Origin of the sequence: Hymenobacter volaticus (assembly GCF_022921055.1) — a bacterium.
GTDB lineage: Bacteria > Bacteroidota > Bacteroidia > Cytophagales > Hymenobacteraceae > Hymenobacter > Hymenobacter volaticus.
Window position 1 is genome coordinate 137,326 of record NZ_CP095066.1, and the last position, 23,266, is coordinate 160,591.

General features: G+C 55.8%; 21 protein-coding genes and 1 tRNA gene. 6 read left to right on the forward strand and 16 right to left on the reverse strand.

All coding sequences use genetic code 11. From position 1 onward, the window contains the following. Positions 1-4: 4 nt before the first annotated feature. Positions 5-2,245, reverse strand: a complete 2,241-nt coding sequence (cap2-3, locus tag MUN86_RS28790; protein ID WP_502592247.1) for an anti-phage 6A-MBL system cap2_3 protein — start codon at positions 2,243-2,245, stop codon at positions 5-7. A 7-nt stretch (positions 2,246-2,252) separates the two neighbouring features. Next, complete coding sequence (mblB, locus tag MUN86_RS28800) at positions 2,253-3,386, reverse strand: anti-phage 6A-MBL system MBL-fold protein (protein ID WP_245127251.1); 1,134 nt, start codon at positions 3,384-3,386, stop codon at positions 2,253-2,255. 490 nt (positions 3,387-3,876) lie between these two features. Here mblB and MUN86_RS28805 point away from each other — a divergent pair, with 490 nt between their 5' ends. The 4 genes from MUN86_RS28805 (at position 3,877) to MUN86_RS28820 (ending at position 7,287) form a co-directional block, all read left to right on the forward strand. Continuing rightward, the gene (locus MUN86_RS28805; RefSeq protein ID WP_245127252.1) at positions 3,877-4,878 is read left to right on the forward strand and encodes a helix-turn-helix transcriptional regulator; all 1,002 of its coding nucleotides are present in this window, start codon (positions 3,877-3,879) and stop codon (positions 4,876-4,878) included. A gap of 182 nt (positions 4,879-5,060) precedes the next feature. Beyond that, entirely contained in the window at positions 5,061-6,221 is a 1,161-nt protein-coding gene (locus MUN86_RS28810; protein WP_245127253.1) for an MBL fold metallo-hydrolase, read from the forward strand. Between the two features lie 303 nt (positions 6,222-6,524). Further along, on the forward strand, positions 6,525-6,884 hold the full coding sequence (locus MUN86_RS28815; protein WP_245127255.1) for a sacsin N-terminal ATP-binding-like domain-containing protein: 360 nt from the start codon (positions 6,525-6,527) through the stop codon (positions 6,882-6,884). 7 nt (positions 6,885-6,891) lie between these two features. Then, positions 6,892-7,287 carry a hypothetical protein gene (locus MUN86_RS28820; protein WP_245127257.1) on the forward strand — a complete coding sequence of 132 codons (396 nt, stop codon included), beginning with the start codon at positions 6,892-6,894 and terminating at the stop codon, positions 7,285-7,287. Between the two features lie 202 nt (positions 7,288-7,489). Here the strand turns inward: MUN86_RS28820 and MUN86_RS28825 are convergent, their stop codons facing one another. The 4 genes from MUN86_RS28825 to MUN86_RS28840 all read right to left on the reverse strand — a co-directional run bounded on the left by MUN86_RS28825 (position 7,490) and on the right by MUN86_RS28840 (position 11,657). Next, positions 7,490-9,736 (reverse strand): hypothetical protein, encoded by a 2,247-nt coding sequence (locus tag MUN86_RS28825; RefSeq protein WP_245127258.1) that lies wholly within the window; start codon positions 9,734-9,736, stop codon positions 7,490-7,492. Positions 9,737-9,807: 71 nt separating this feature from the next. Continuing rightward, positions 9,808-9,919: transfer RNA gene (locus tag MUN86_RS28830), tRNA-OTHER, on the reverse strand. A 481-nt stretch (positions 9,920-10,400) separates the two neighbouring features. Further along, the gene (locus MUN86_RS28835; protein WP_245127260.1) at positions 10,401-10,586 is read right to left on the reverse strand and encodes a hypothetical protein; all 186 of its coding nucleotides are present in this window, start codon (positions 10,584-10,586) and stop codon (positions 10,401-10,403) included. A gap of 648 nt (positions 10,587-11,234) precedes the next feature. Further along, a complete protein-coding gene (locus tag MUN86_RS28840; RefSeq protein ID WP_245127262.1) occupies positions 11,235-11,657 on the reverse strand; it encodes a BLUF domain-containing protein in 423 nt (140 codons plus the stop codon). A 597-nt stretch (positions 11,658-12,254) separates the two neighbouring features. Between MUN86_RS28840 and MUN86_RS28845 the strand changes: the two genes are divergently transcribed. Continuing rightward, the gene (locus tag MUN86_RS28845; RefSeq protein WP_245127263.1) at positions 12,255-12,776 is read left to right on the forward strand and encodes an SMI1/KNR4 family protein; all 522 of its coding nucleotides are present in this window, start codon (positions 12,255-12,257) and stop codon (positions 12,774-12,776) included. A 917-nt stretch (positions 12,777-13,693) separates the two neighbouring features. Beyond that, positions 13,694-13,831 (forward strand): hypothetical protein, encoded by a 138-nt coding sequence (locus tag MUN86_RS28850; protein ID WP_245127265.1) that lies wholly within the window; start codon positions 13,694-13,696, stop codon positions 13,829-13,831. Between the two features lie 236 nt (positions 13,832-14,067). Here the strand turns inward: MUN86_RS28850 and MUN86_RS28855 are convergent, their stop codons facing one another. The 10 genes from MUN86_RS28855 to MUN86_RS28900 form a co-directional block, all read right to left on the reverse strand. Next, positions 14,068-14,955, reverse strand: a complete 888-nt coding sequence (locus MUN86_RS28855) for a DUF5777 family beta-barrel protein (RefSeq protein WP_245127266.1) — start codon at positions 14,953-14,955, stop codon at positions 14,068-14,070. Between the two features lie 58 nt (positions 14,956-15,013). Beyond that, positions 15,014-15,589: a YceI family protein gene (locus MUN86_RS28860; protein ID WP_245127269.1), complete on the reverse strand. Its 576-nt coding sequence runs from the start codon at positions 15,587-15,589 to the stop codon at positions 15,014-15,016. Positions 15,590-15,609: 20 nt separating this feature from the next. Beyond that, on the reverse strand, positions 15,610-15,978 hold the full coding sequence (locus tag MUN86_RS28865; protein ID WP_245127271.1) for a hypothetical protein: 369 nt from the start codon (positions 15,976-15,978) through the stop codon (positions 15,610-15,612). Positions 15,979-16,275: 297 nt separating this feature from the next. Continuing rightward, positions 16,276-17,166, reverse strand: coding sequence for a hypothetical protein (locus tag MUN86_RS28870; protein WP_245127272.1), 891 nt, complete (start codon positions 17,164-17,166; stop codon positions 16,276-16,278). Between the two features lie 922 nt (positions 17,167-18,088). Then, positions 18,089-19,351 carry a glutamyl-tRNA reductase gene (gene hemA, locus MUN86_RS28875; RefSeq protein ID WP_245127275.1) on the reverse strand — a complete coding sequence of 421 codons (1,263 nt, stop codon included), beginning with the start codon at positions 19,349-19,351 and terminating at the stop codon, positions 18,089-18,091. Between the two features lie 77 nt (positions 19,352-19,428). After that, positions 19,429-19,941 carry a group I truncated hemoglobin gene (locus tag MUN86_RS28880; protein WP_245127276.1) on the reverse strand — a complete coding sequence of 171 codons (513 nt, stop codon included), beginning with the start codon at positions 19,939-19,941 and terminating at the stop codon, positions 19,429-19,431. Between the two features lie 93 nt (positions 19,942-20,034). After that, positions 20,035-20,457 carry a hypothetical protein gene (locus tag MUN86_RS28885; protein ID WP_245127279.1) on the reverse strand — a complete coding sequence of 141 codons (423 nt, stop codon included), beginning with the start codon at positions 20,455-20,457 and terminating at the stop codon, positions 20,035-20,037. Positions 20,458-20,488: 31 nt separating this feature from the next. Next, positions 20,489-21,415 carry a DUF5777 family beta-barrel protein gene (locus tag MUN86_RS28890; RefSeq protein ID WP_245127280.1) on the reverse strand — a complete coding sequence of 309 codons (927 nt, stop codon included), beginning with the start codon at positions 21,413-21,415 and terminating at the stop codon, positions 20,489-20,491. Between the two features lie 17 nt (positions 21,416-21,432). Continuing rightward, positions 21,433-22,008, reverse strand: coding sequence for a YceI family protein (locus MUN86_RS28895; protein ID WP_245127269.1), 576 nt, complete (start codon positions 22,006-22,008; stop codon positions 21,433-21,435). A 20-nt stretch (positions 22,009-22,028) separates the two neighbouring features. After that, entirely contained in the window at positions 22,029-22,400 is a 372-nt protein-coding gene (locus MUN86_RS28900) for a hypothetical protein (protein WP_245127281.1), read from the reverse strand. Between the last annotated feature and the right edge of the window lie 866 nt (positions 22,401-23,266).

Genomic DNA, 23,266 nt, shown 5'->3' on the forward strand with positions numbered 1-23,266 from the left:
TTTGTCAAGTGGTGCACCCCCGCCCCGTGGCTAGATCGGACACGTACCAGCCGGTGATGCCCCGGTCGCCGACAATGGCCATGACGGCGGGGAGCCCATCGGCTTCGCGCTCGTGCTGCAGCCACGCAAACTGGTCCTCGTCGTCCGTGCTGGGCCGTACCGAATACCCGTCCGGGTGCGAATGCCACTCGCCCACGTACACGACCTGGCCCCCGGTGCAGGTCCTGATGCGGTCCAACTCCTGTTTTACCCCCGCGAGTCCCCGCTCGTAGCCCGTGGGCTGTTCCTGGCTGTCCACCGGGGAGGGGATGTGGTCGACGATGTAGACCCGGCGGTACTGCGTGTCGAACACGCCGACCAGTGCCCCGCCAGTTTCGTTGGGCAAGCGCTGGCGGCGCTGCGCGCGCAGGTCCTGCACCACGGGTTGCGGCAAGACCACCGTCCAGCTGCCGGCTGCCACTTCGCTGAACGCCGGCACCTCCAGGTCATAGCTGGAAACCGTCAGGTCGGAGTGCGCGTGCCAGATTTTCATCCGGGCGCCGGGCTCGGCCACCGCGCTGCGAACGGCGCGGGCGCCGATGGCCGCGTGCAGCGCGACCTGCTCCTGCGGCAGCTGCACCGACACGTCTCGGCAGGCGTGCGAGTAGCGAATCGGTTGGCCATGAGCTAGCAGGTGCTGCTGTAGCTCTGGTTGGCGCACCAAGGCCCGGTAGTAGGCCATTTCCAACTGGTCGAGGCGCAGCGAGCGGTCCTGCGGCTCGGCCAGCAGCACCACATCGGTGCCCGCCGGATTTAGAAACAGCGACAGGCGGCGGGCTGGGCTATCCACGCCCAGGGTCAGGTGCCGGGCCACGGCAACGGAAGCGGACATGTCCAGCAAAACCTCCGCGCCGGCATACGCGTCCGTCACCGGCGGGGTCGCCGGCCGCAATACGTTGGCGGCAATGGCTTGCAGGTCGGCTTGCTCGAACGTGTGTTTCAGCAACGACACCATGGCTTGCGCTTTCCCCAGACCGATTAAATTACCGGGCAGGTAGTGCCGTGCCGCGTTGTGAGGCAGGTACTGGTCTTCATCCAGCCACGCCCAGTTGCCCTGGCCGGCCCGCACCAGGTTGTTGACGACTTGGGACCCCAGGCTGCCGGCGCCCACGGCTACATACCGCGTCGTGGTGGGCTGCAGGCCGTTGTAGGCGGCGACCCACTCCCGGGTCAGGGCGCGTACTGGACTGAGCAAGCTCAGCGGGCTTTGCTGCCCTGTACGTGTTACCTCGGCGGGAAGCAAATGAGCCAGGGTCCCGTCGTGTACGGCCCAGATCCCCAGGTCTACACCGAGCTCGGCCAGTGTTCCCTCGGAAACGAACGCCCATACTTCCATATTCTCCACGCCGCTGGTAGCCGTACGAATTTTGGGCAGCCGAATAATAAGCAACAGTTGTTGAGTGCTGTCAAAGCCGGACGTTTCTTGCAGCACCCTCAGATGTTGGCGCAAGGCCTTGGTAAACTGAGTGTCACCCGACGAGAGATAGGTTTGCAGCTCTGCGATGGTACGGGGCTGCAACTGAATCATCCCGTGTACCTGCGGCGTGGCCGTGTAGACGAAGCTGGTCAGTGGGGCCGGCTGGCCATCCGGTGCCTCCGAAGCGACCCAGACGCTTTGTCCTAGGACCGTGCTTCTGAAGCTTACTTTAAGCGGTGCAGCAAAGTCTGACGCCTCATACGCGTAGAAAGCACTCGGTAGCACCAGTCGAGTGGCGGGGGCGTAAAACGCCTGCTCCAGGGGCTGATCAGCCGCGTGCAGTTCGCCACGCGCGGTCTGGCTCAGCCAGTATTGCAATTGGCGCAGCAGCGCCGCCGCAGTCCAGGTTGGTTTCAGATCGGCGTAGCTCTCCAGGTACAAACACAGTCTGCGGGGCTCGCCCTTGATACCAAAATGCAGGTGTGGCACCGGTGGAAAATCCCGGCGCAGTGCCAATACCGACTGGTGTTCGGCATCGGCTTCGGTAAAGACAACGGCAACTCGCTCGTTGGGCAGAATGTCGTGCTTCGGGTGCTGCGGCACTTCGGGCTGGACATCAACAACGACAATTTCATCTTTCTGGAATCGCAGGCAGCTGACCAGCTGGGCGTATGACGCGCCCGGCCGCTGCAGCACCTGCACCAGTTCCACGGCCTTGTGTAGCTGCAGGGAGCCTGCTTCCACGGGCTCCCCGAGCAACGGGTAGTAGGGGTTCTCGTTCACGTCCATAATCAGTTTAGTTCAGGCCGCGGCCGGCCCGGGGCGGCGCCACACTGCCGCTTGCCGCGCCACCCGCCGCGGCCAGTTTGCCGATGCTGGGGCCCATCTGATCAATCTTGATGACGATGGGCTCGGGGTAGAGGATGCTCTTGTGCTCCATCGTCACCAGAAATTCGCCGCCGAGCCGGGTAGCCTGGGCCTTGTAGTACGCGGCGGCCTGCCGGTGCGGGGGCTGCTTGTCTTCGTCGTTGCTGGGAATGGGCTTGCTGGTGGAAATCAGGCGGGCCCGGCTTAATCCATACGTCTCGAAGAGGCGCTTGATGGCCGGCTCGGGTTCGGTCACGTTGCTGCCTTTTTCGGAGTTCAGCGATAGGTAGCTGCAGTGGTGGGCAATCTTGAACAGGTCCCATTGCAACCGTTCGGAGCGCTTGTAGTACTCGGTCACCTCCACGATGGACTTGATCACCGGCCAGTCGATGTCGGAGAAGAAGTGCATGCGGGTTTTCTGGCTGCCTACCTGAAAGGTCGCCTGAAAGGTCAGCGCGTCGCTGTTGCGGTCCATGGCGGCGAGCCCGCCGCCGGCCGTGCGGCTGGCGTACGGTGAATGCACGAAGAACTCCACGCCGTCGGTGGCCAGGTTGAAGCCCGGAATCAGGGTACCGGCATCCGTGATGAGGTGTTGCCGGTCGGCCAGGGTCAGGCCCTGATTAGCCAGCCAATCCGTGAGCTGATCCGGACCCGAGAACACGCGGATACCGCGGCCCTGCTTGAGCCGGTAACGAGCCTCCTGCCGCAGGATGCGCGTTTCGTCTTCGCAGCCTTCCTCCACGATGACGGCCGCCGGCACCCACAGCTCTTTTATTTTCACGCGGTCGGGGCTCTGGTATTTGGCCGCGTGCAGCAGCTCAAAGAACTCGGAAGCCCCGCAGGTATGGTCGTTGTCGAGGTGGGTGAAGGCGACGACGTCGTAGTCGTTGCGCTTGGCGTTTTTCAGGTCGGCCCGTAACGCGACCGGCAGGTCGATGCGCTTGTCCTTGGAGTCGGTAGCGCACCGCATGTTGGCGTAGTCGATGAGCAGCTTTTTGCCGTTTTCCAGGTCAATCCGCGAGGTATCGGCATTGCCCAGGTTATAGAGGGTGATTTGGTGCATTGTGGTGAAGCAATTACGTCCTTGAAATCAGGCGCTGGCTAGAAAGCCAGCAGCTGGTTTCGGTTCAACAATAGGTGGCAACGGATTCCTCCCCGCTCACTGGTTAAGTCCGGCTATAACCAGAAACTGGCGACATTCCCTTGTCGAATACAAAGCAATAATTGAACTGTGCAACCTATTTGCACAGTTGAAATTGATTGCCTCTGGATGCCTTAAAATCTATATAACCATCAGATATTCAGACATAAAAAATTTAAAAAGCTTACATTAATGTCTTCATCAGCTAGGCATTAATGCAGCATAAATATGGTTTATCAAGGAGCTGCTTGGTTGCTGGAGGCATTACTAATAACGATGCCGCGTTGCCCAGGCAAGCGGCGATATGTTTATCTTCGTCCTGGGCCTTCAGCAAAAGGGCTCTACTGCACGAAGCTTTGTACTCCCAAGGCCGCTTCGCGCAGAGCCTCATCATAAAAGTCGCTGGTGCATCATGCCTGTCAATAAAAGCGCGCACGACCGCTACCTCATCATCGATAAATGCCTGCAGCGCCGTAACCGCACCTGGACCATCAAGGACTTGCTCGCGGCCGTAGAGGACGAGTACAGGGAAGCCGGTGGCGACGGGGTGTGCGAGCGTACGCTGAAAGGGGATCTGCACCACATGAAAAAGCTAAACGGATACAATGCCCCCATTAAGTATTCGCGCCGGCTGGGCTATCACTATACAAAGCCGGGTTTCTCCATTCGCAACACTCCCCTGACCAGTGCCGATTTGCTGATCCTGCATCAGAGCCTGCACCCGTTGAAAGCCTTGCGGGGTTTGGGCTTGGCGGATGAGTTAAACGAGTTGATCCGTCGGTTGGAGCAGCACTTGCCCAATAGTGACGAGGCGGCTGGTCCGGTTCTGCAATTGGAGGCCGCACCGGAGTACACAGGTACAGAGCACCTGAAACGCTTATACAAGGCCATCTCGGAGAAAACCCCCTTGCGGATCGAATACCAACCTTACCGGGCCCCGAAAGCACGTGCGGAAGAGGTCCATCCCTACCTGCTCAAAACGTTCAATGGGCGGTGGTACCTCATCGCTCAAAACGACGCCAAAGGGGACCAGTTGCAGAATTACGCACTCGACCGCATCAAGGACATAGACGACAGCCAAATCGTCTTTCGCCCAGCCACGGTTGATTTCGGCGCCTATTTCACCTCTCTCATTGGGGTAACCATTCCGCAAACAAGTTCATGCATTGAAACTGTACGCTTGCGAATGTCGAGCGGGCGCGCTCCCTACGTCCTGACCAAAGCAATTCATCCCAGCCAGGTTGTTCTGAGCGATACCAAGGCAGGGTTGGAAATTGAGCTGCGCTTAATTATCAACCAGGAGCTTAAAACGAATCTACTCAGTTATGGTCCCGATCTCCAAGTCTTGGCGCCCGACTCGCTACGGCATTCGCTGCGGAAACTACTTAAGAAAGCGTTGACTAACTACCAATAAAGATGACTAAGGTCCCACATAGGCCACGACCACTGAAGGTAGCTTGCTGCCTGCTACCTGGCACACCTCAACTGGTAGGTTAAACGCGAACTGTTTGCCTTCATGTCTAGGCTCATTATCTTATCGTCTTCCTTATTCCGGGCACCGCCCCTGAAATCAGTTATTGCCACACAGCTCGCTGCATGTCCCCGTCTTTTATCCGCACGTTTCATCCCATTGGTCAAGGAGCCTTCTATACCGAACAGCATCGCGAGGGTAACCAAACCCTGACCATAGTCTACGATTGTGGCTCGCTGACGGCGCCCAAGGAGCACTTTCTGCGTAAGGTGGCCACAGCCCTGCCGCGCGGTACCGTGATTGATCTTTTGTTTATTTCTCACTTCCACGCCGATCATATCAATGGGCTGGATGAGTTAAAGCGCAAGTACACCATCCGCGCCGTGGTGTTACCCAAGCTCACGGAGGAGGCGCGGGTACTGGTTAAGTTGGAGAACTTCCTGGAGTACGAGGGCTTTAGCTCGGTGCTGATTGATAACCCTCGGGCCTACTTCGGCCGCCGTACCCGCATTATTTTCGTAGAGCCTATTGACCCCAATGCCGGAACGGCCGCTGAGATTATTCTTAACAACGATCGGTTCGTAGAGGTACCAGGCGAACAAGACCAGGATTTGCGGGACTCTGCCGCGCCCGCGGGGAAGCAGCCGGGACGCCTGCGCACCATTACCAGCGGCACGCCCCTGCGGCTGACGCTTCATAAAACAGCCTTCTGGGAGTATGTTCCATACAATTACGAGTATGCTGCCCGGCGGACCACGTTTGTGGCGATGCTGAAAAAGCTTAAAATAGAACTCGGCACGCTCGGTAACCTGGAGCAGGTTATCAACCGGAAAAAAGATTTGTCCAAAGCTTACCGGAGCCTAGACGGGGATCTAAACGAGAACTCACTGGTTGTTTATTCCGGCGCGCTTACGGACCCGATGAGGTTGTTGCATCGAGGCCACAGTTGCACCTGCTGGCACCCTTTTTACGCGAGCGTAGAGAAAGAAGGGTGTTTGTACCTAGGGGACCTAGATCTAAATATTCCGACGCTGCCGGCCGATTTGCAAACCCGGCTAGGCAGCCGCTGGGACCGTATTCAAACGCTACAAGTGCCGCACCACGGCTCCGTACATAATTTTGTCCCGCTGCCCCTTGATAAAGACGTGCAGGCCATTATTTCCTACGGCTCAAATAACACCTACGGCCATCCGTCCGCGCACGTCATCGGCCAGCTGCACTTGCTGCAGGCCACGCCTATTCTGGTAACCGAGCAGCTGGATACAGCCTTTTACTTGCACACCTAATGTTGTCCGTCGGCTCTATGTGGCCGACCATCACCTGCTTGCTAGTGACTTTTGCAGAACTGCCCGTTCAAAGAGGCAACGAATTCCGCTTGCCGCGACAGAGGTAATATGGCTGAGGACGCAGTATGGGTGTCCGCACTACAGATTGTCGGGCTGGCCAGCAGCTGACCACAGACTATCAAAACTTGGATACGCAGTGCAGTAGTTTGTTGCTCTTCGTGTATGTTTAGTGCCCCTTTCCTTATTCTCTTCTACCTTATTCGTGGCTAAATCTCTATACCTGCAGCAATTCGTTGAGCAAAAATGCAGGAGCGCTTGGACGTGTACCGGCGGGACTCGACGCTTATTCTGCAGGACTACATGCTGGAGCAGCAAGTCAGCGCCGACTACGACAGGCGGCAGCTGCTGGAACTGTTACAAAACGCCGACGACGCGGCCGGCCGCGATCCCAAAAACCGCCCTGGGCAAGTGTCCATTCGGCTGCATGGACGCATACTGGAAGTGGCCAACACCGGAGCTATCTTCACCGAAGCGGGTGTACAGTGCCTGCTTTACAGCAACCTGAGCCCCAAATCCCTGGATGCCGACCAGATCGGGGCCAAGGGCCTGGGATTTCGAGCCGTGCTCAACTGGGCCGATAAGCTGGAAATTCATAGCGGCTAGTTGCGCATTGCTTTTTCCGCGGCCTACGCCCGCAAGGTCTTGCAGCAGCGGCGACAACCGACAGGCCGTGCTGCGCATGCTGCGCCAGGCTCGGGAGGAAACCACCACGGCGGAGCACATAATCGCCGTGCTGCACTGCGCCGAGGCCGCGCTCAACGCTGGTCCGGCCGGCTACAACACCCTGATCCGGGTGTACATGAAGGGTAAGCAGTTGCCCGCGCTGCGACAGCAGTTGGCCGAGGAGCTACTACCCGAAGTGATTGTGTTTCTGCCCCACCTGACCCGCTTGCACATCGAGTGCGACGGGGTGGCACATGGAGGGGGCGCAGAGCGTGGGCGCAAAAGATGTGCAACACGTACGGGTGACACGCCAGAAGGCCGACGTCACCCGCACTCGGCATAGCTGGCAGGTGCTTGCCCGCGCCGGCCGTCTCGTGCCGGAAGACGCGGGTTCACCAGTGGCACCCGCAGCTATTCCCTACGAAGTAATAGTCGCGTGGCAGGCGGACTTGGCTCCCGGGCACGGCCGGCTGTTTTTGTATTTCCGGACCGGCGTGGATTGGCCCCTTCCCTGTTTGAGGATGAAAGTTCAGTCTTTGGCTATTCTAGTCTACTAACAGGTTCGTGACCGCCGCTGTGTTCATGGCCCATGCGGCCGTATAGCTTTCGTCAGCTTCAGCCGTGTCCACCACCTGCAGGTTCTGTGCCTGGGCCTTGATTGCCAGCAACTGGCCAATGCTGAGTTTACTTTCAAGTTTGCGCAGCAGCGTCTGCACGCCTTCTAGGTTGAGGTTGCGCACCAGCTGACCCTGAAACGTCATTTCCAGCCACACGATCTCGCGTTGCGCCACATCGAGCACGCCAAACACGAGTCCCTTCGTCAGGCTCTTGGTGACACGTACCTGCTGCGCTACGCAAGACGGATCGTAGGCCACCCCGCTGCTGGAAATGCGCATGGGCTGCTGGCTGTTCATCCAGCCCACCACCAGGTTCGGCGAAAGCGAACCCGAGGTGTACGCATTCGTGGTGAAGGTGACGTACCGCGCTTTGGCTTGCTGCAACGCAACCAAGTCGACCTCGATGTACTCCGCTGTCCCGACTTGATCGGGAATGTATTGCATATCGCCACTGTGCTTACAACCGGTCACCACCAACTGGGAGAAGGAGCAGCTTTCCGTATGGGTCGCGTAGGACACGGTGCAGCTCAAATCCATATCTAAATGTTGGGCCGGGAGCCCCACCCCCCATTGCATAAATAGGCGCACGGTGTCGCCTGCCACGGGAAAACGGGTACCCATCAGGGCCGCCGACACGTCCTGCACGATCTCGCTCCGGTCCCCGATGGCAACCGGAATCTTGAACAGGACCGGGTCGATATAGATCGTGTGATGCGCCGTCGGTTGAGCGGCAAACCGACGCTTCATAGCCAACAGGCACAGGTTGGCAACCGCCGCTTGCATGGCCTCTAGTTCCGGGGCTTCATACAGCGAGAGCAGCTGGTTGGCCGGAATTTGTTTGCTCACGCTCCCGAGGGGTTTAACCACCCGTTTACTGTTCGGCACAAAGTAGGTGTCGGCGTACGAATTCAGCGTGAATACCAGGCGGGCAGGTACCTGGTCGATTACGTCGGCAAAGGCGGCCACCGTGGGCTCTGCCCCGAACCACAGCATGTTGGCAAACAGGGAACGGGCAAACAAGCCGGGCCGCTGCTGCAGCAAGGCCAAGGTCTGCGGTGCGTCCCCTTTGAGCCGATAATGGTTGACTCGTCCTTGCCACACCGGGTAGGCTTGGCGGTAGAACAAGTCCAGCGTCTCCCGCAGTTTGGTGTGGGCTGGCCGCTTGCTATACTCCGCTAGGCGCAGGGCCCGAATAAAGCGCACCCACATCCCCCGCTTGGGGTGCATCATCTCGCAGAGTTGCGCCGGGCTTTGCGGCAGGGCCGTGAGCCAGTCAGCCACCATGACCGCTTCCCGGCGGCTGTACTTGAGTTTCAGGCCCGCGGTGGCCTGCGTTTTCAGCTTGGCTTCTACTTGCGCGTTGCGATCGATCGTCCAGACGATGCTGCGGCTATTCTTCTGCTGGCGCTGCCGAATCGTTTTGGGTTCTACGAGCTGCAGCAACCCAGTCCGCTGGTACCATAAGTAGCGCAGGATGTCGGTGGGTGAGGTAAACAAGGCCTGCGCTTTCTCGGGCTGCTGCAAGTTGACATACGCTTCAATGACGGTCATGCGGGTTTCTTTCATGGCAATAGAAACCGACGCTGGCAGAGGCAACTCGGCCAGCAGGCGCGTCAGACTATCGCGCTGCGTAGCGTCCAGGGCCGTTTTCGACGTCAATAAGTCCCGCAAAAAGGCGGTGAGGTCCGCCTCCGTCCACAAGGCCAACACCTTGAGCTTGCTGGCTTGCCCCGTGTGCTCGAGCGTCGCGAATTCGAACGGCGTCCCGCAGAAAGGGCACCCGTTATAGCGTTCGAGCGGGAAGGTGTTGGGCGGAATGATATGGCCACAGGGCAAGCGAGTGCCTTTTGCTTGAAACAGCGTGGCGAAAAGAGTCAGCAGGTGATCCAGGGGCCCCTCGCCTGTGGGCGTGTCCCACGCCTTGACCAGCGGGGTCCAATTCTTCTGAACGCCCAGCACGTCGCGCACAACCGCCAGCAGGTGTGTCTGAAAAGCGGGCGTCGACTGCTCGAGGGCGCGCAGCAACGGCTCCGACACGCCGTACCCGAGCTTGGCCAGATTGGCGACGAGTAAACCAGTGTCCTCCGACAAGGTAGAGGGCAGAGTGAAGGAAGCCGCCGCAGGAATATAGATGGCCTGCTGGCGTAGGCTAACTGTTAAGTAAGAAGCAGACATATAGGCCTGAGGAGGGATAGCAAAAATAGAGATCGGAACGCTGGTCCTCTTGCACCCTAAAACGAAGGGAGTGAAGCAGGTTGGATTCGAACCAACGACCCTAAAAACCAAGAAGGAAGCACAGGTTGACCCGGGTGGGTAATTCGCGTGCTGTTTCATGCTCTACCCCTGAGCTACTGCTTCTAGAAGGGCAGCCACACGCGCCGCGCCCGGAGCAAGACCAGGTAATTGGACAGCTGTTTTTTTTCAGAAAATGAAGTAAGCTATCCTTGACCTGGCCTTGTTCCGGGCGTGGCAACGTGCTACGACCAGCAGCGCAAGATAAGGGGATTCTGCGTTCTGGCTCAACCGTGGCGCAACTCTTTCTAGTTGCCCGCAGTGGGGTCTAGGCAGGGCAGTCAACATTATACTACCTGCCTAGCGCTGTCCCAAGAAGTCAGCTTAAGAACGGTAAATGAGTCATTGATTCGCTAGACGATATAGTGGGACACTCCTTCGTGTAGTTTTACTCATTCAAAGGCTAATTAATCAAACGATATTCTGTCCACAGAAACGCTCCAATACCCGGACGTATATGGTCGAGCAGTGGATAGTTATTGGACTCCTTTACTACAAGCTTGGTAGGAGTTGAAGCCGTGTAGGGTGTACTATCCACGCTTTACGCTTAATTCGGTACCAAGCGAACGGGTTCCGGGTTAAGTATGCGAGCCATCCAATAGCCGATCCACACCTCGAGCAGCACCAGCGTGACGACCCTAATGCGGTACCCGACACTCGTGTTGGCAAAGTGACCGAGCACACCCGACGCTTCCACGAGCAGAAACAAGCCCATTAACAGCAACAAGAGCAACCGGCGGTGGGTGCCGGCTAAGATCCCGAGCCGGAACTACGCACTAGTGCGCAGCAACCAAACTACTCTTCACTGCAGGCGTTGAAGTAGTGCAGAAGGATGCAAGGCCGAAACGGTGGGGGACGCTGAGCTCAGACAACAAACTCGATCAGGCCAGTGGGAGCGTAACCTCCTCGTGGTACCCGCTTGCCGCGTGTAAAGGAGATGTACGGTAGGTGATCGACTCCGGACCCGAGTAGCTAAAATACGCTTTCTTTGCGCACTGCCCCCTACCAGTGAATTCCAACCACCTGATGGCGACTTCTCGCGCAGCTTTTTGCGCCATGCCTCTCGCCCAGCAAGCCGGCGTGCTGTTCACGGAAGGCACCTTGCTGGCTAGCCGTTGGGAAAGAAACCGCGCGGTAGGCTTCTACCAGGTAGGCGATTTCTACTGCGAGCTTTGCTACGACACCACTACCTATGCGCTGCTCTGGGCCCGCCTCTCTCAGCACTCAGGGGGTGCGGGGGGACGCAGGCGCGGCTGGTTGACCGTAGCCGTAGCACTGGGAAAGAGCGCGCAATCAAAACGGCCGGTACTACACGCGCTAGGAGACCGTTGCTTGAGGAGCGGGGAAAGCCGCCCTTGGGTGAACAGAACTCGGGTAAGAACTACAAAGGGGGAGCACAGACAAAGGCTTTGGCCATTTGCAATAGGGCGCTATCGCTCCCGCTGAAGGAGGCCGTCGTGAAGTCAACTTGGGCAACGGGCAGGTAGCCGCTTAAATACGTGAATTTCTCCTCGGATACCGTCTCAAAGGCCATGCTCCACTCCGCAAAGCTGCGGTGCGTGACGGGTTTATCCGCCAGCTTGATGAGGCCCGTATGTCGGGGGTCTTGGGCTAGTTTCGAGTAGAGCCGTGCCACGTCAACTTCTTCGCCCTCTAGGAGCTGCATAAACTGCGGGGCACAATACAGGAGGATACCCGTGATGTTACGCTCTTGGTTATTAACTCGGGATTTCTCCAGTAAACTTTGCAATGCATCCTCGCACAGGGAGGCGCTAACTTGGCTTAAGTAAAGAATATGGTGCATAGGCAGAGTAGAAAATAAAGTAGGGTGGCAGTTAAATCCTCGATTAGATAGGGCTAGCGTACGTAGGCAGCACGAAGATAATGTAGAAATTCACGTACAAGGATCAAGCCAACCGCTGTATTTTACCTAGTTAACTCTGCCGCAAATAAATTGGACATAAATAAGATACCTTGAGGTCTACTCTACCAGTGGTACGCAATAGCTAAGCCGCTGCAACCTGATCCAACAACGTCGGCTTTTTCTAAACGTCCCTTGTAAGACGTCTAAGCCCTCCTATGTACTCGTTCTAAAGGCCCCCTAATTAGGGGAATTGATACGCCAGAGATACTCACAGGCGAAACAGAAGACCGTGCCGACTGGCGACAGCGCCGCGAAATCCTCCTGGCTTCAATCAGTTCAGCGCTGAGCGCCATAGAAAGGCGGAAAGAGTTGTCAACAGGAAAAGGTCAACTCCTGCCAGGGCAGCGGTCCATTCGGCTAGAAAAATGCACCAACAACAGGACGGACAAGACCTGGGTAGGCCTCAAATAAGGTGACCGTTGCAGTGACCTACCGCACTTCTATTTAGTTGAACGCGGAGCCACCCCATCGTGGGGAATGGTTGTTGCCTCGCAGGGCAGCCTGGTTGCGTGGTGCCGGTTATCGCGTAGGCAGCGGCAAGCCATTGCGTGCCCGTCCGTGGGCGTGCCCTACGTGCAGCAGGTGATCACCGCCCATGGGGTCACCTTACCCGCTGATTTTGTAGCGTTCTATAGTAAAGCCAATGGCACGCCCGAGCTCTATCCCGAAGGAGTGGATGAGAACTTCTGCTCGTTTCTACCAGTGGAAGCTTTGCAAACCGAGGTGCAAGAATGGCTGGTTGTGACAGCGAAAGCCGCCACGCGGCAACAAGCGAGGGTAACCGTGTTTATCAGCTTTCTGCATGCCTGTTGGGAATATGGGGTGCTGACGGAAGACCAGGGCGAAGGGTATCGAATCGGCATCCTGCCGGGCGCAAACGAATTTGTGGTACTCACTACTTCCTTAGCGACCTTCTTGCAGTGGTATGTCGAGGATGCCGATGTGCTCTATGACTCGAGTCATCCTTTCACGGAATTGGGACGCGCCGCCCAACCATAGCCCCTCGTTCGTCAAGTTTCTTCAGCTAACCGTCAGCTATAGTAGGTGACAAGAGTGATCTGAACAGGTGTTGAATGCACGTTTCTAAAATGACAATCGGCTAGACAACCTCTGCCGGGTGGAAGTCGAAGTTACTTAGGGTAGCGGAAGAAGCCGGTCCCGCTACACCAAACGAGCTCTTGACAGGCGGAGACCGTGACGCCGTTGGCAACAACTCGTAGGAGCGTCTCGTAGGCTTGAAACGCTAAGCCGGGTTAACAGGAGGTGTTTGCCGGCCCTAGCGCATCTGCTGCAACACCAAAGCCCCACTCTAATCCGAGTGGGGCTTCCTGCTTCACCGTAGATAGGTCTGTTAGACTAAGCAAGAGGGGAGCCCCTCATGGCGTCACCCGGTAGGATACTACAAGTTCAATTCATCCACACCTGGAAATTAACCATGTAGGTAATACTGGTCGGGCAGCCAGTGGGTCAGGCGGCTGCCGTAGGCTTCAGTGCCTTCGGCTCGGCGCTTGTGCCTAGTTTGCACTGCATCGGCGCCGCTCTGGTAATGCCGGCAGGTGTCCTCTAGCTATTGGGTGATGCGGAGCAAGCATAAAATGTGTAGGAGGAAGTGGATCAATGCCTCAAGAAGTGCTTTGGTAAAGAAAACGCAGGGAAAGTAATAGTAGGCATCTCATCATGTTGTCCGCACTCGGGCTACGCGTGATAAGGCCCCCTTAACGAAGGGAATGTCGGGGCTCTGTTTGCTTATCTTTAGCCTTTGTCGATACGAAGCATGAAGCACCGAAACTTCCTCTCAACCAAACGCAGTTTATAGCGGATTTAGCCGAGCAGTTTCTCCCGATTGGGGCGGAGGTCTTGGAGGAGGACTACATGCCTGCTCCAGGTGCGTAGTGGGCGGGCACCTGGACGCCCAAATGCCCACCGAATTGCTGCCTCATGGCAGCGCGTTTGCCAACTGTGAAGAGGCACGACTGGAGGTGGCCTACTACCTCGACACCTACTTCAACCTTGACGGCCGATACTCCGCCTTGAATTACCGCTCGCCTCATTAATTTGAACTCGACTTCAAAATCAACTTTTTTAGCTCACTGTCCGTTTTTACTGGACTATCCAGTTCTCCGCCGCAGATCACCCGGCGTCGCGGAAGTAGCAGAACTCCTTGCATTAAAAAAATAGCGACCAAGAAGGAGCCCCGGCGCTAAGGCATCTACCTTAGCGCCGGGGCTCCTTCTTGGTCGCTATTTTTTTATTTGCTTCTCTGCTTGCATAGAGCACAGCAGCGCTGCCACTATTTTCGGAAGCCTTGCTTGGGGCGGATAGTGAAGTTGCGGTTCACGTTGAAGCCGAAATACAGGTCCCCGTTGAAGAAGTTGCCGCGTGTGCCGCTCACGAAGAACTTCTCGATCATGCCCTGCGAGTTGGTTACGTGCAACTGGAACACGTGCCCCCCGGTCTCTAAGTCCACTCCCAAGGCCAGCGCGTTGCGCACGCCCGTGGGTTTGCCCGCCGGCAGCAGGTAGTAGTACTCGGCGTTGAGCGAGGTGCGTTTGGTGAGCTTCTGGCGGCCGCCAAAGCCGAGGGCGTACACGTCATTGTGCTCCTGCGCCGTGGCCACCAGGTTGCTGTGCACCAGCGTGGGCATGAGTTGCAACGACAAATCCGAGCTGAACTTGCGCGCGATCAGTGCCTGATACGTATAGGCCAGGCGCCGGGGCAAGGTATGCTCGTACGTATCACTGTACTTGAGCGAGTTCAGGGCCGAAGAAGCAAACAAGGTCACGGATAGGGGAACCGGGTGCGCCCCCGTGCTCTGCCGAAGAGCTTTATACTTAAGGAAGCCATCGAACGTCTTTTCCAACGAGCTTCGTCCCACGCCGGCGGTGAGCCGATCCGTCAGCCCGTACTCGAAGCCCAGCCGCAGGGTGGCTTGGTCGAGGCCGAAGAAGTTGTAAGCGCCACTGTTGAGGGTGCCAAAGCGGTGGGAAATCAAGAATACCATCGTGCCCTGGCCGGGCGTCTGCACGGTGTGGCCGCTGATGAGCCGCGTGCTCTTGAAAGTGGCGTCGACCACTTCGGTGCCAGTGGGCTTAACTTCCTGCGTTTCTAGTTGAGTCAACAAGTCGGCTTGGGCACGGGCTTGCCGGGCGCCGCCTAGGAGGCCGGTAAGCAGAAACATAAAAGTCAGCCGGCGTGCGGATAGCGGGTAAAAACAAGACATATAAACGTAGGATAAGTTACTTGGTAAGACTGAGCTGCGCGATCGGCTCACAGGAGAGGGCCAGGCGGATGCCGACAATCTTGGCAATGTTTTCGCGCACGAGCAGCGGGATCTCGATGTTGTAGTCGGCCGGCGCGACGCTGAAGTAGGCGTGCACCAGCAGGCTGCCTTTCTGCAGCTCCAGCGCCCCGGGGACCTGCACATGCTTGGTGACGCCGTGGATCGTTATGTCGCCTTCCACCGTGACCCGCTGCGAGCCGCCTTTCTGCAGCGCCTCCATGTTCAGGTCCAGGATGCGACCCGAGAAGGAGGACTTGGGAAAGCGGCCCGACTCCATGTAGTTTTCGTTGAAGTGCTCCTGCATGAGCGTGCGCTTGAACTGAAACGACTTGATGGGAATCGTAAAGGCCACTTGGTTGCTGTTCAAGTCCACCAGGGCCGCCACTTGCTCGGTGCGGGCTTCAATGTCTTCCAGGATGCTGGTGGAGAAAAAGGTGACCACTCCGTCGCGGGTAAGGTACTTCTGGGCGTGGGCTTTGGGCACGCACAACAGCCACAGCACGAGCAGTGGCCAGCAATAGATGGGTTTCATAAAGGGGAGGCTGGCTGCGCTTAGTTGTTGAGAGCGCCGGCATCCACCCACTGTTTGAGCAAGGCGATGTCACAGGCCGAGAGTTTGGCCCCATCCTTGGGCATCTGGGCAAAGCCCGGGGCGTGGCTGACCACGCCCAGCAACTGGCCCGTGCCGGCGCGGCGCTTGAGTTCGGCGAAGTCTTCCAGGTTCACCCCGCCCGTAACCAGCGTGGAGCTGTGGCAGGTGCGGCAGTTGCGGTCGAGCAAGGGAGAGACGGCCAGTGAATACGACGCGACGGCCGGGGGCGTACAAGGGGCCTTGGGTGCTAGCTCTTCTGCACTGTCATAACTGCAGCCAGCCACTAGAAGGGTAATCAGAAACGAAATCCAACAAGTAAAACGGTTCATAAATAAGTGTGTAGGCCAAGCTATCGGTACCGGTGCCAAGCGAGAGTTTCTCTTGGCACCGGTACCGATAGGCAAGACCGCGGATGGTGTGCCTGGGGAGATAAGTAAAGTATGGGAGGTTAGAGTGGCCATGTGCTGACCAGGGCTCGCGCGACGCGGGCTTGGGAGCAGGCACCTAAGCCCAAAGGGCAACAATAAGTATGTGCAGCCTGCTCTTGTAGCGAAGCGACTCCAAAACTTGACGAAGTGTTAGGTAGCCGAGCGTTAAGGTAAGCTGATCAGGCTGCGCGCCAGAAGTTAAAACTCGGCCACGACCCACGGCTCCCCATTCGTGGTGAGATTATGGCCCTCGGTTTTACCGGGTGTTTGGTTGTCACCAGCGCAGTAATACAAGGGCATTCCCTTATAGGTAAGTTGCTTTTGTGTGGAGTTGCCGGTCCCGTCGGTGCGTGTGATAGTGCCGAAGTCGCTGGCTTTTAGATCAGCGAAAGTGGGCAGGCTGACACTGGAATTGAAGAACACGGGCCAAGCAGTTGCGCAGCTACCGGTGCAGTTGGTTGGCAGCGTGCTCGGGCTTTTGCTGTCTTTGGCATACGTATAGAGCGTGCGACCTTGCGGATCAATCAAGAAATTCTTGAGGCTGGTTGTGTTCGTGTTCTTATCGAGCAGCGCTTTGGTGCCTACCATCAAGCTGTAATCTGTGCGGACCACAAACCAATGGTGGCCTAAGTCTTGCCCTAGTGCCTCACCAGGCTTTTCGCGCGTATACTGACCGGTGGTGGTGTTCTTGATTGCGTAGTAATAAAGCGGCCAGCCTTTGTACGTCGTTTGAAGCTGCCCATTGGGATGGGTGATGGTAGCAAAGTCGCTGGCTTTCAACCCATTTCCAACGGTCAGCTTGGCATCATAAAAAATGGGCCAAGCATCGAGACAAGGACCGCTGGGGCACATGCTGGTGCCACCCGTATCCAAGGTAAAGTAATAAAGTGTGTTCCCATCCGCATCAACCAGAAAAGAGCCTAGCGTAGCCGTGGTTGCCAGCTGAACAGTAAGGGGCTCCTGGGGAGTGACCGTGGTTTCTTTTTCGCCGCAGCTACTAAGGGTTAAGGAAGAGGAAACGAGCAGGGCCGCCGTGCCCAAGAGTAGAAATGGTTTGCGCAAAGCAATGAGGTGTACTAGTTGGTTCATAAGAACTTACTGATAATAAAATGTAAACAACAGGGGTGAAGAGAGAAGAGCGCGGGGAAATAGTAACGAGCAGATCAAAAAGTCATTTGCGGCGAGCGGCAGCAGCAGATTTCAACAATAATATCCAACTCTATAAAATGAGGTAAAAGGGATAAATCGGAGGGGTAAAAGCAGGTTAAATATAGCAAGTAATATCAAGGTAATATTATAATTAATGAATAATAATATTTGTATTAGTTTAGTTAAACTAAATATAACTTAAATGCTTAGTATATGACTTTAATTAGATGCTTCAAAGGTTCATTTGCGGGCTAGGAAATGAGGCGCCACGATACACTGGTTGTTACAATATGGTCCGCAGCAAGTTGTCAAGCCTTAACAACCAGGGAAATCAGGACCGTCCAATGCCAACAGCTCGAGTAGGTTACGCAGCAAGTACTTAAAAGGGAAATAAGGAGCAAGAATGTCTTCGCCGCCCTGCCGCCGCCGCACCTGCCGCAGACGTTAAAAGCTTTGGGTCGGCAAGTAGAAGTCACCGAAGCCAAATCAATGGCCTTCTTGGAGCAGCACTTTACACTGGAAATGAACGCGTCTATCTCGATTTCCATCCTTGGGCGCAAGACGGCGGGTATGCTTGTCCTGTTTGCTTGGTGCCAAGGAGGACAATAAAAAGCTGGCCCTGATGGCCGTCTTTTGCAAGCTGCTCAAGCAAGCCCTTGCTATAGCTGAATCCGGCGTGGCCCTGAACCTAAGTTTACATCAAAACTTGTTTTGACTGCTTGACTTTCAGCACCGGGCAAGCTTGAGTTTTGAATAGGTCAAGAATATACAGTGAAGCTTCTAACCATGGCCTGCCACCCGAGTTTATATAATGCGAGGTCCCACATTAGAAGCCATGTTGGCGGAATATTATAAGCTATTCCTAACTACGCATCTCGAGGGCAAAAAGCTCGGTCAATAGGATTGTCAGCTGTTCGGCTTCGCCTCGCTGGCAGGCGGCTTTAAGTTGCAAGACAGGTAGTTTTAAAAACTTCTGGGTTAAGGACTTGGTAACCTCATCCAAGCGACGTGCTTCGTCGGGACTAACCTTTTTTTGAAACCGCCCGACTTCTTGTTGCCGCAATAACTCGAGCATGCTTTTCAACCTTTGAATGGTAGGGGCTATTTGCATTTCCCGGGTCCAAGCATGCAGGGTAACCATGCTCTCCTGAATAATAGCCTGTACGTGCGGTATGGCCGCTAAGCGTTGGGCCAGCGCCTGGGAGGCTTTATGTTGAATAGTATCAATATTGTAGACTGTTACGCCCGGCGTGCTTTCCAATTCGGGGGCAACGCTGCGTGGTACGGAGAGGTCTATGAAAAGCGTGGGTCGCTCTTGCGGCAGGCTGCCCACCAAGTCTCGGGTGAAAAACGGGGTGGGCGCGGCAAGTGAAGAAATCACCACATCGGCTGCTTGCAGCCCGTCAGCTATGCGTTCGAAATCCAGCACGTGCAAGCCGTTCTCGGCGGCCAACAATTCGGCCGTTAGCCGCGTCCGGTTGCAGATGGTCACTTCAGCAAAACGTTTGCTTTTTCCGAAGTGACGGCAAATATCTTTTCCAATTTCACCGAGTCCAACAATCAGCACGCGTGGTTGAGCCATTGTAGCGGTTAATTCCTGCACCAGTTCCAGCGTGGCATAGGAGGTGGAAGCAGCGCCATCGCGGAAAGCCGTTTCTTGCTGTACTCGTTTATTGGCGGCCAAGACGGAGTGCAGCAACCGATGCAGGAATGGACCCGCCGCATCAGCTTCTGCTGAGCGTTGATAAGCCCGTTTAACTTGGTTGCTGATTTGCATGTCGCCGACCACCTGAGAATCAAGGCCCAAAGCAACTTCGAATAATTGCTGTACAGCTGCTTGGCTGGAATTTAAAGCCATGAAATAAGACTGCCACCTCGGGCTATCCGCTATCCCCTTGACTTGTCCAAGCGCTTCAATAATGGCGGCGCTTTGGTCTTTCTCGGCAGCGTAATACACTTCTGTACGGTTGCACGTACTGAGTACCAGCAAATCCGACAAGCCTAGTTCATGCTGCAATTTGTGTAGCAAGCAACTGCACGATGCCTCATCTAAGGCCAGTAGCTCCCGTATGCCTAAGGGCGCTTTTTTGTAAGTCAAGCTAACTGCCTTGAATGGATACGTCATAGTGGATTGCTGATACTAAATAAAGAAGAGTAAAAAGGCCACCCGCAGGTGGCCTTTCTGTTGGAAAGCAGCTTGCCCTAGTGACCGACAACGTCGGCCTTCATAGCATCGATTAGGGCCGTGAATTCCGCTTTTTCTTTCACGCCAATATTGTTCTTCTGCAATGAGTTGTCGAGCAGCTCGCGCCAGACTTTGTATTCGGCGTCGGTTACTTTCATGTTGGTATGAGCCGCCAGCATGGTTTGGCCAGTATAAGGCAGCGGCCCCCCGGTAATAGCCGTAAACTGGTCTACTACGTTATTGCGTAGACGGGTCAAGCGGGTTGGGTCGGTAGGAGCAGCCCCATTCACCCCAGTGATAGCATCAAGCATTGGTTTATGCGAGCGCAGCATCAACGAGTTTGGCGTACCGGTTTCAGCTCCTACGTTGGCGACCATCTGGTCCGCTACGCCTTCGATGCCCGCTTTACCGCCCATGCGGAGGTAGAGGGAATCCGGGGCTGGAGTATCAGTCGAAGAGTTGCACGCCGTAGCAAGCAAACCAGCCGTCAGCAGGCCTGCGCTGGCAAGCCAGAGTTGAAGAGTACGCATGAAGGGTAAAGAGTAAGAAAAGCGAGAAAAAAGTAAAAAGTAAAAACGGGAAGAAACGCGGAAGGAATCTTGGAGAACTAGTAAGCCAGGGGCCTAGGCGTTCACAAAAAAGCGCCGCAGATTGAGGGAGAAGCGGATACGATCAATCAGCAGTGTATAACCCGGAGGTACTGGGCACTGTCGGATAGCAGGCCGGGGCGAAGGAACAGAATGGGGACTGACTACTTCTACCCCTATCCGGCGGACGGCTCGGGCAAGCGTGGCGGGTGTTGCTTGAGCGGGGTGGTAAACGAAAGCCACGCAGTTGGTCCGCCAGCTTACGGCGCAGGCCTTTACGCCGGACGTCTGCGTGAGTTGCATTTCCAGCGCGTGGGCAGCTGTTGGGCTAGCCAGCGGGGCGAGTTGCCAGACAACGGTGGCAGCAGGTTCAACGAAGTGGTGCATTTCGGGCGCATTCCAGTTGGCCCAAGTAAGCGTTGCCCCGATGGGCAGCAGGAGCAGAAGCTTGACGCGCATGAGGCAAGAAGAGTAGGGGTTGCTGGATAGCCTATTTTCGGAAGCCTTGCTTGGGGCGGATAGTGAAGTTGCGGTTCACGTTGAAGCCGAAATACAGGTCCCCGTTGAAGAAGTTGCCGCGTGTGCCGCTCACGAAGAACTTCTCGATCATGCCCTGCGAGTTGGTTACGTGCAACTGGAACACGTGCCCCCCGGTCTCTAAGTCCACTCCCAAGGCCAGCGCGTTGCGCACGCCCGTGGGTTTGCCCGCCGGCAGCAGGTAGTAGTACTCGGCGTTGAGCGAGGTGCGTTTGGTGAGCTTCTGGCGGCCGCCAAAGCCGAGGGCGTACACGTCGTTGTGCTCCTGCGCCGTGGCCACCAGGTTGCTGTGCACCAGCGTGGGCATGAGTTGCAACGACAAATCCGAGCTGAACTTGCGCGCGATCAGTGCCTGATACGTATAGGCCAGGCGCCGGGGCAAGGTATGCTCGTACGTATCACTGTACTTGAGCGAGTTCAGGGCCGAAGAAGCAAACAAGGTGACCGAGACCGGCATGGCATGCAAGCCCGTAGTTTGCCGAAGAGCTTTATACTTAAGGAAGCCATCGAACGTCTTTTCCAAGGAACTGCGTCCCACGCCCGCAGTCAAGCGGTCCGTCAGCCCGTACTCGAAGCCCAGCCGCAGGGTGGCTTGGTCGAGGCCGAAGAAGTTGTAAGCGCCACTGTTGAGGGTGCCAAAGCGGTGGGAAATCAAGAATACCATCGTGCCCTGGCCGGGCGTCTGCACGGTGTGGCCGCTGATGAGCCGCGTGCTCTTGAAGGTGGCGTCGACCAGCTCCGTTTTAGTGGGCTTTGTTTCCTGGCTTTCCAGTTGAGTCAGTAAATCATCTTGCGCACAAGCAGTTCGTGTCCAAGCGAGCCCGGCCAGCAGCAGCATAAAGCCCCAGCGGCTAGGGGTTGGTTTGTAGAAATGAAGCATATAATCGAAAGGATAAGTTACTTGGTAAGACTGAGCTGCGCGATCGGCTCACAGGAGAGGGCCAGGCGGATGCCGACAATCTTGGCAATGTTTTCGCGCACGAGCAGCGGGATCTCGATGTTGTAGTCGGCCGGCGCGACGCTGAAGTAGGCGTGCACCAGCAGGCTGCCTTTCTGCAGCTCCAGCGCCCCGGGGACCTGCACATGCTTGGTGACGCCGTGGATCGTTATGTCGCCTTCCACCGTGACCCGCTGCGAGCCGCCTTTCTGCAGCGCCTCCATGTTCAGGTCCAGGATGCGACCCGAGAAGGAGGACTTGGGAAAGCGGCCCGACTCCATGTAGTTTTCGTTGAAGTGCTCCTGCATGAGCGTGCGCTTGAACTGAAACGACTTGATGGGAATCGTAAAGGCCACTTGGTTGCTGTTCAAGTCCACCAGGGCCGCCACTTGCTCGGTGCGGGCTTCAATGTCTTCCAGGATGCTGGTGGAGAAAAAGGTGACCACTCCGTCGCGGGTAAGGTACTTCTGGGCGTGGGCTTTGGGCACGCACAACAGCCACAGCACGAGCAGTGGCCAGCAATAGATGGGTTTCATAAAGGGGAGGCTGGCTGCGCTTAGTTGTTGAGAGCGCCGGCATCCACCCACTGTTTGAGCAAGGCGATGTCACAGGCCGAGAGTTTGGCCCCATCCTTGGGCATCTGGGCAAAGCCCGGGGCGTGGCTGACCACGCCCAGCAACTGGCCCGTGCCGGCGCGGCGCTTGAGTTCGGCGAAGTCTTCCAGGTTCACCCCGCCCGTAACCAGCGTGGAGCTGTGGCAGGTGCGGCAGTTGCGGTCGAGCAAGGGAGAGACGGCCAGTGAATACGACGCGACGGCCGGGGGCGTACAAGGGGCCTTGGGTGCTAGCTCTTCTGCACTGTCATAACTGCAGCCAGCCACTAGAAGGGTAATCAGAAACGAAATCCAACAAGTAAAACGATTAATCATAGATATTGTAGTAAGAGGTGCCCTGGCAAAACAGCGCAGAGCGAAAGGTGAATCTGACTTACTGGGCAATTGATTTAAAGGAGTGGATAGCTTAAATCATATTTAATAAAACCTACTGAGCCTCATGTCAGAAGCTATATTATTGCTTATCGATTAGTATGTATAAATAGCTATTTACTCGTACGGTTTATTAGTAAAGTATAATTTGCAAGTAATATTATTTAACTATTGCCGGCACATGTAATGGAATGACCGAATAGCTTTGGGCATGCTAAAGCTCCCTCTAGCTTAGGTTATTGAAAAACAAAGAAACCAGATACAATAATTTTCAATTGCCATTGCAACATTTTGTTGGCAATAAATCACCAAAAAACTTGGTACGCATGAGCACGTAGAGGATATTTAGCTAATTCTGCACGCTACTTTTAACAAAGAGAGAAGCTCAAAGAAGACGTACGCACTAGGACAATAAGCGGATGTAGGAGGAGGTGGTTTAAACTGAAAATCAACTTTCTTTTTGTGGAAGCGCGGTGGTGACACAAGCCAACGGAGAAATTCTTGAATGGCTTATTATTATTTTCCAATCATTGATTTACACTTTTCCAACAAGCAGGAACAAGCTGTGTCAACAAGTTGACACGGAGTGGCACAGGCTAGAAAATGCATGAGGAATAATCTTCCAACAGCAGTGTAGAAGTATCAAGTACTAACAACCTTTTATAATAATTCTATGCACACTACCTATACTTAGAAGTAGGATGCTTATTGTCTCAAACATAGATGCCAGGATTTTTATATACTGACTTTTTCGTTCAACAAGCCTTTTGCGTAGACGAAACCTTTATATACCCCGCCTAATAAAATAC

What these genes read in the sequence shown, in the direction of transcription:
- cap2-3 (WP_502592247.1), bottom strand. Translation starts at nt 2,245, where the DNA reads ATGGACGTGAACGAGAACCCCTACTACCCGTTGCTCGGGGAGCCCGTG.
- mblB (WP_245127251.1), bottom strand. Translation starts at nt 3,386, where the DNA reads ATGCACCAAATCACCCTCTATAACCTGGGCAATGCCGATACCTCGCGG.
- MUN86_RS28805 (WP_245127252.1), top strand. Translation starts at nt 3,877, where the DNA reads ATGCCTGTCAATAAAAGCGCGCACGACCGCTACCTCATCATCGATAAA.
- MUN86_RS28810 (WP_245127253.1), top strand. Translation starts at nt 5,061, where the DNA reads ATGTCCCCGTCTTTTATCCGCACGTTTCATCCCATTGGTCAAGGAGCC.
- MUN86_RS28815 (WP_245127255.1), top strand. Translation starts at nt 6,525, where the DNA reads ATGCAGGAGCGCTTGGACGTGTACCGGCGGGACTCGACGCTTATTCTG.
- MUN86_RS28825 (WP_245127258.1), bottom strand. Translation starts at nt 9,736, where the DNA reads ATGTCTGCTTCTTACTTAACAGTTAGCCTACGCCAGCAGGCCATCTAT.
- MUN86_RS28840 (WP_245127262.1), bottom strand. Translation starts at nt 11,657, where the DNA reads ATGCACCATATTCTTTACTTAAGCCAAGTTAGCGCCTCCCTGTGCGAG.
- MUN86_RS28845 (WP_245127263.1), top strand. Translation starts at nt 12,255, where the DNA reads ATGGTTGTTGCCTCGCAGGGCAGCCTGGTTGCGTGGTGCCGGTTATCG.
- MUN86_RS28850 (WP_245127265.1), top strand. Translation starts at nt 13,694, where the DNA reads ATGCCCACCGAATTGCTGCCTCATGGCAGCGCGTTTGCCAACTGTGAA.
- MUN86_RS28855 (WP_245127266.1), bottom strand. Translation starts at nt 14,955, where the DNA reads ATGTTTCTGCTTACCGGCCTCCTAGGCGGCGCCCGGCAAGCCCGTGCC.
- MUN86_RS28860 (WP_245127269.1), bottom strand. Translation starts at nt 15,589, where the DNA reads ATGAAACCCATCTATTGCTGGCCACTGCTCGTGCTGTGGCTGTTGTGC.
- MUN86_RS28865 (WP_245127271.1), bottom strand. Translation starts at nt 15,978, where the DNA reads ATGAACCGTTTTACTTGTTGGATTTCGTTTCTGATTACCCTTCTAGTG.
- MUN86_RS28870 (WP_245127272.1), bottom strand. Translation starts at nt 17,166, where the DNA reads ATGAACCAACTAGTACACCTCATTGCTTTGCGCAAACCATTTCTACTC.
- hemA (WP_245127275.1), bottom strand. Translation starts at nt 19,351, where the DNA reads ATGACGTATCCATTCAAGGCAGTTAGCTTGACTTACAAAAAAGCGCCC.
- MUN86_RS28880 (WP_245127276.1), bottom strand. Translation starts at nt 19,941, where the DNA reads ATGCGTACTCTTCAACTCTGGCTTGCCAGCGCAGGCCTGCTGACGGCT.
- MUN86_RS28885 (WP_245127279.1), bottom strand. Translation starts at nt 20,457, where the DNA reads ATGCGCGTCAAGCTTCTGCTCCTGCTGCCCATCGGGGCAACGCTTACT.
- MUN86_RS28890 (WP_245127280.1), bottom strand. Translation starts at nt 21,415, where the DNA reads ATGCTTCATTTCTACAAACCAACCCCTAGCCGCTGGGGCTTTATGCTG.
- MUN86_RS28895 (WP_245127269.1), bottom strand. Translation starts at nt 22,008, where the DNA reads ATGAAACCCATCTATTGCTGGCCACTGCTCGTGCTGTGGCTGTTGTGC.
- MUN86_RS28900 (WP_245127281.1), bottom strand. Translation starts at nt 22,400, where the DNA reads ATGATTAATCGTTTTACTTGTTGGATTTCGTTTCTGATTACCCTTCTA.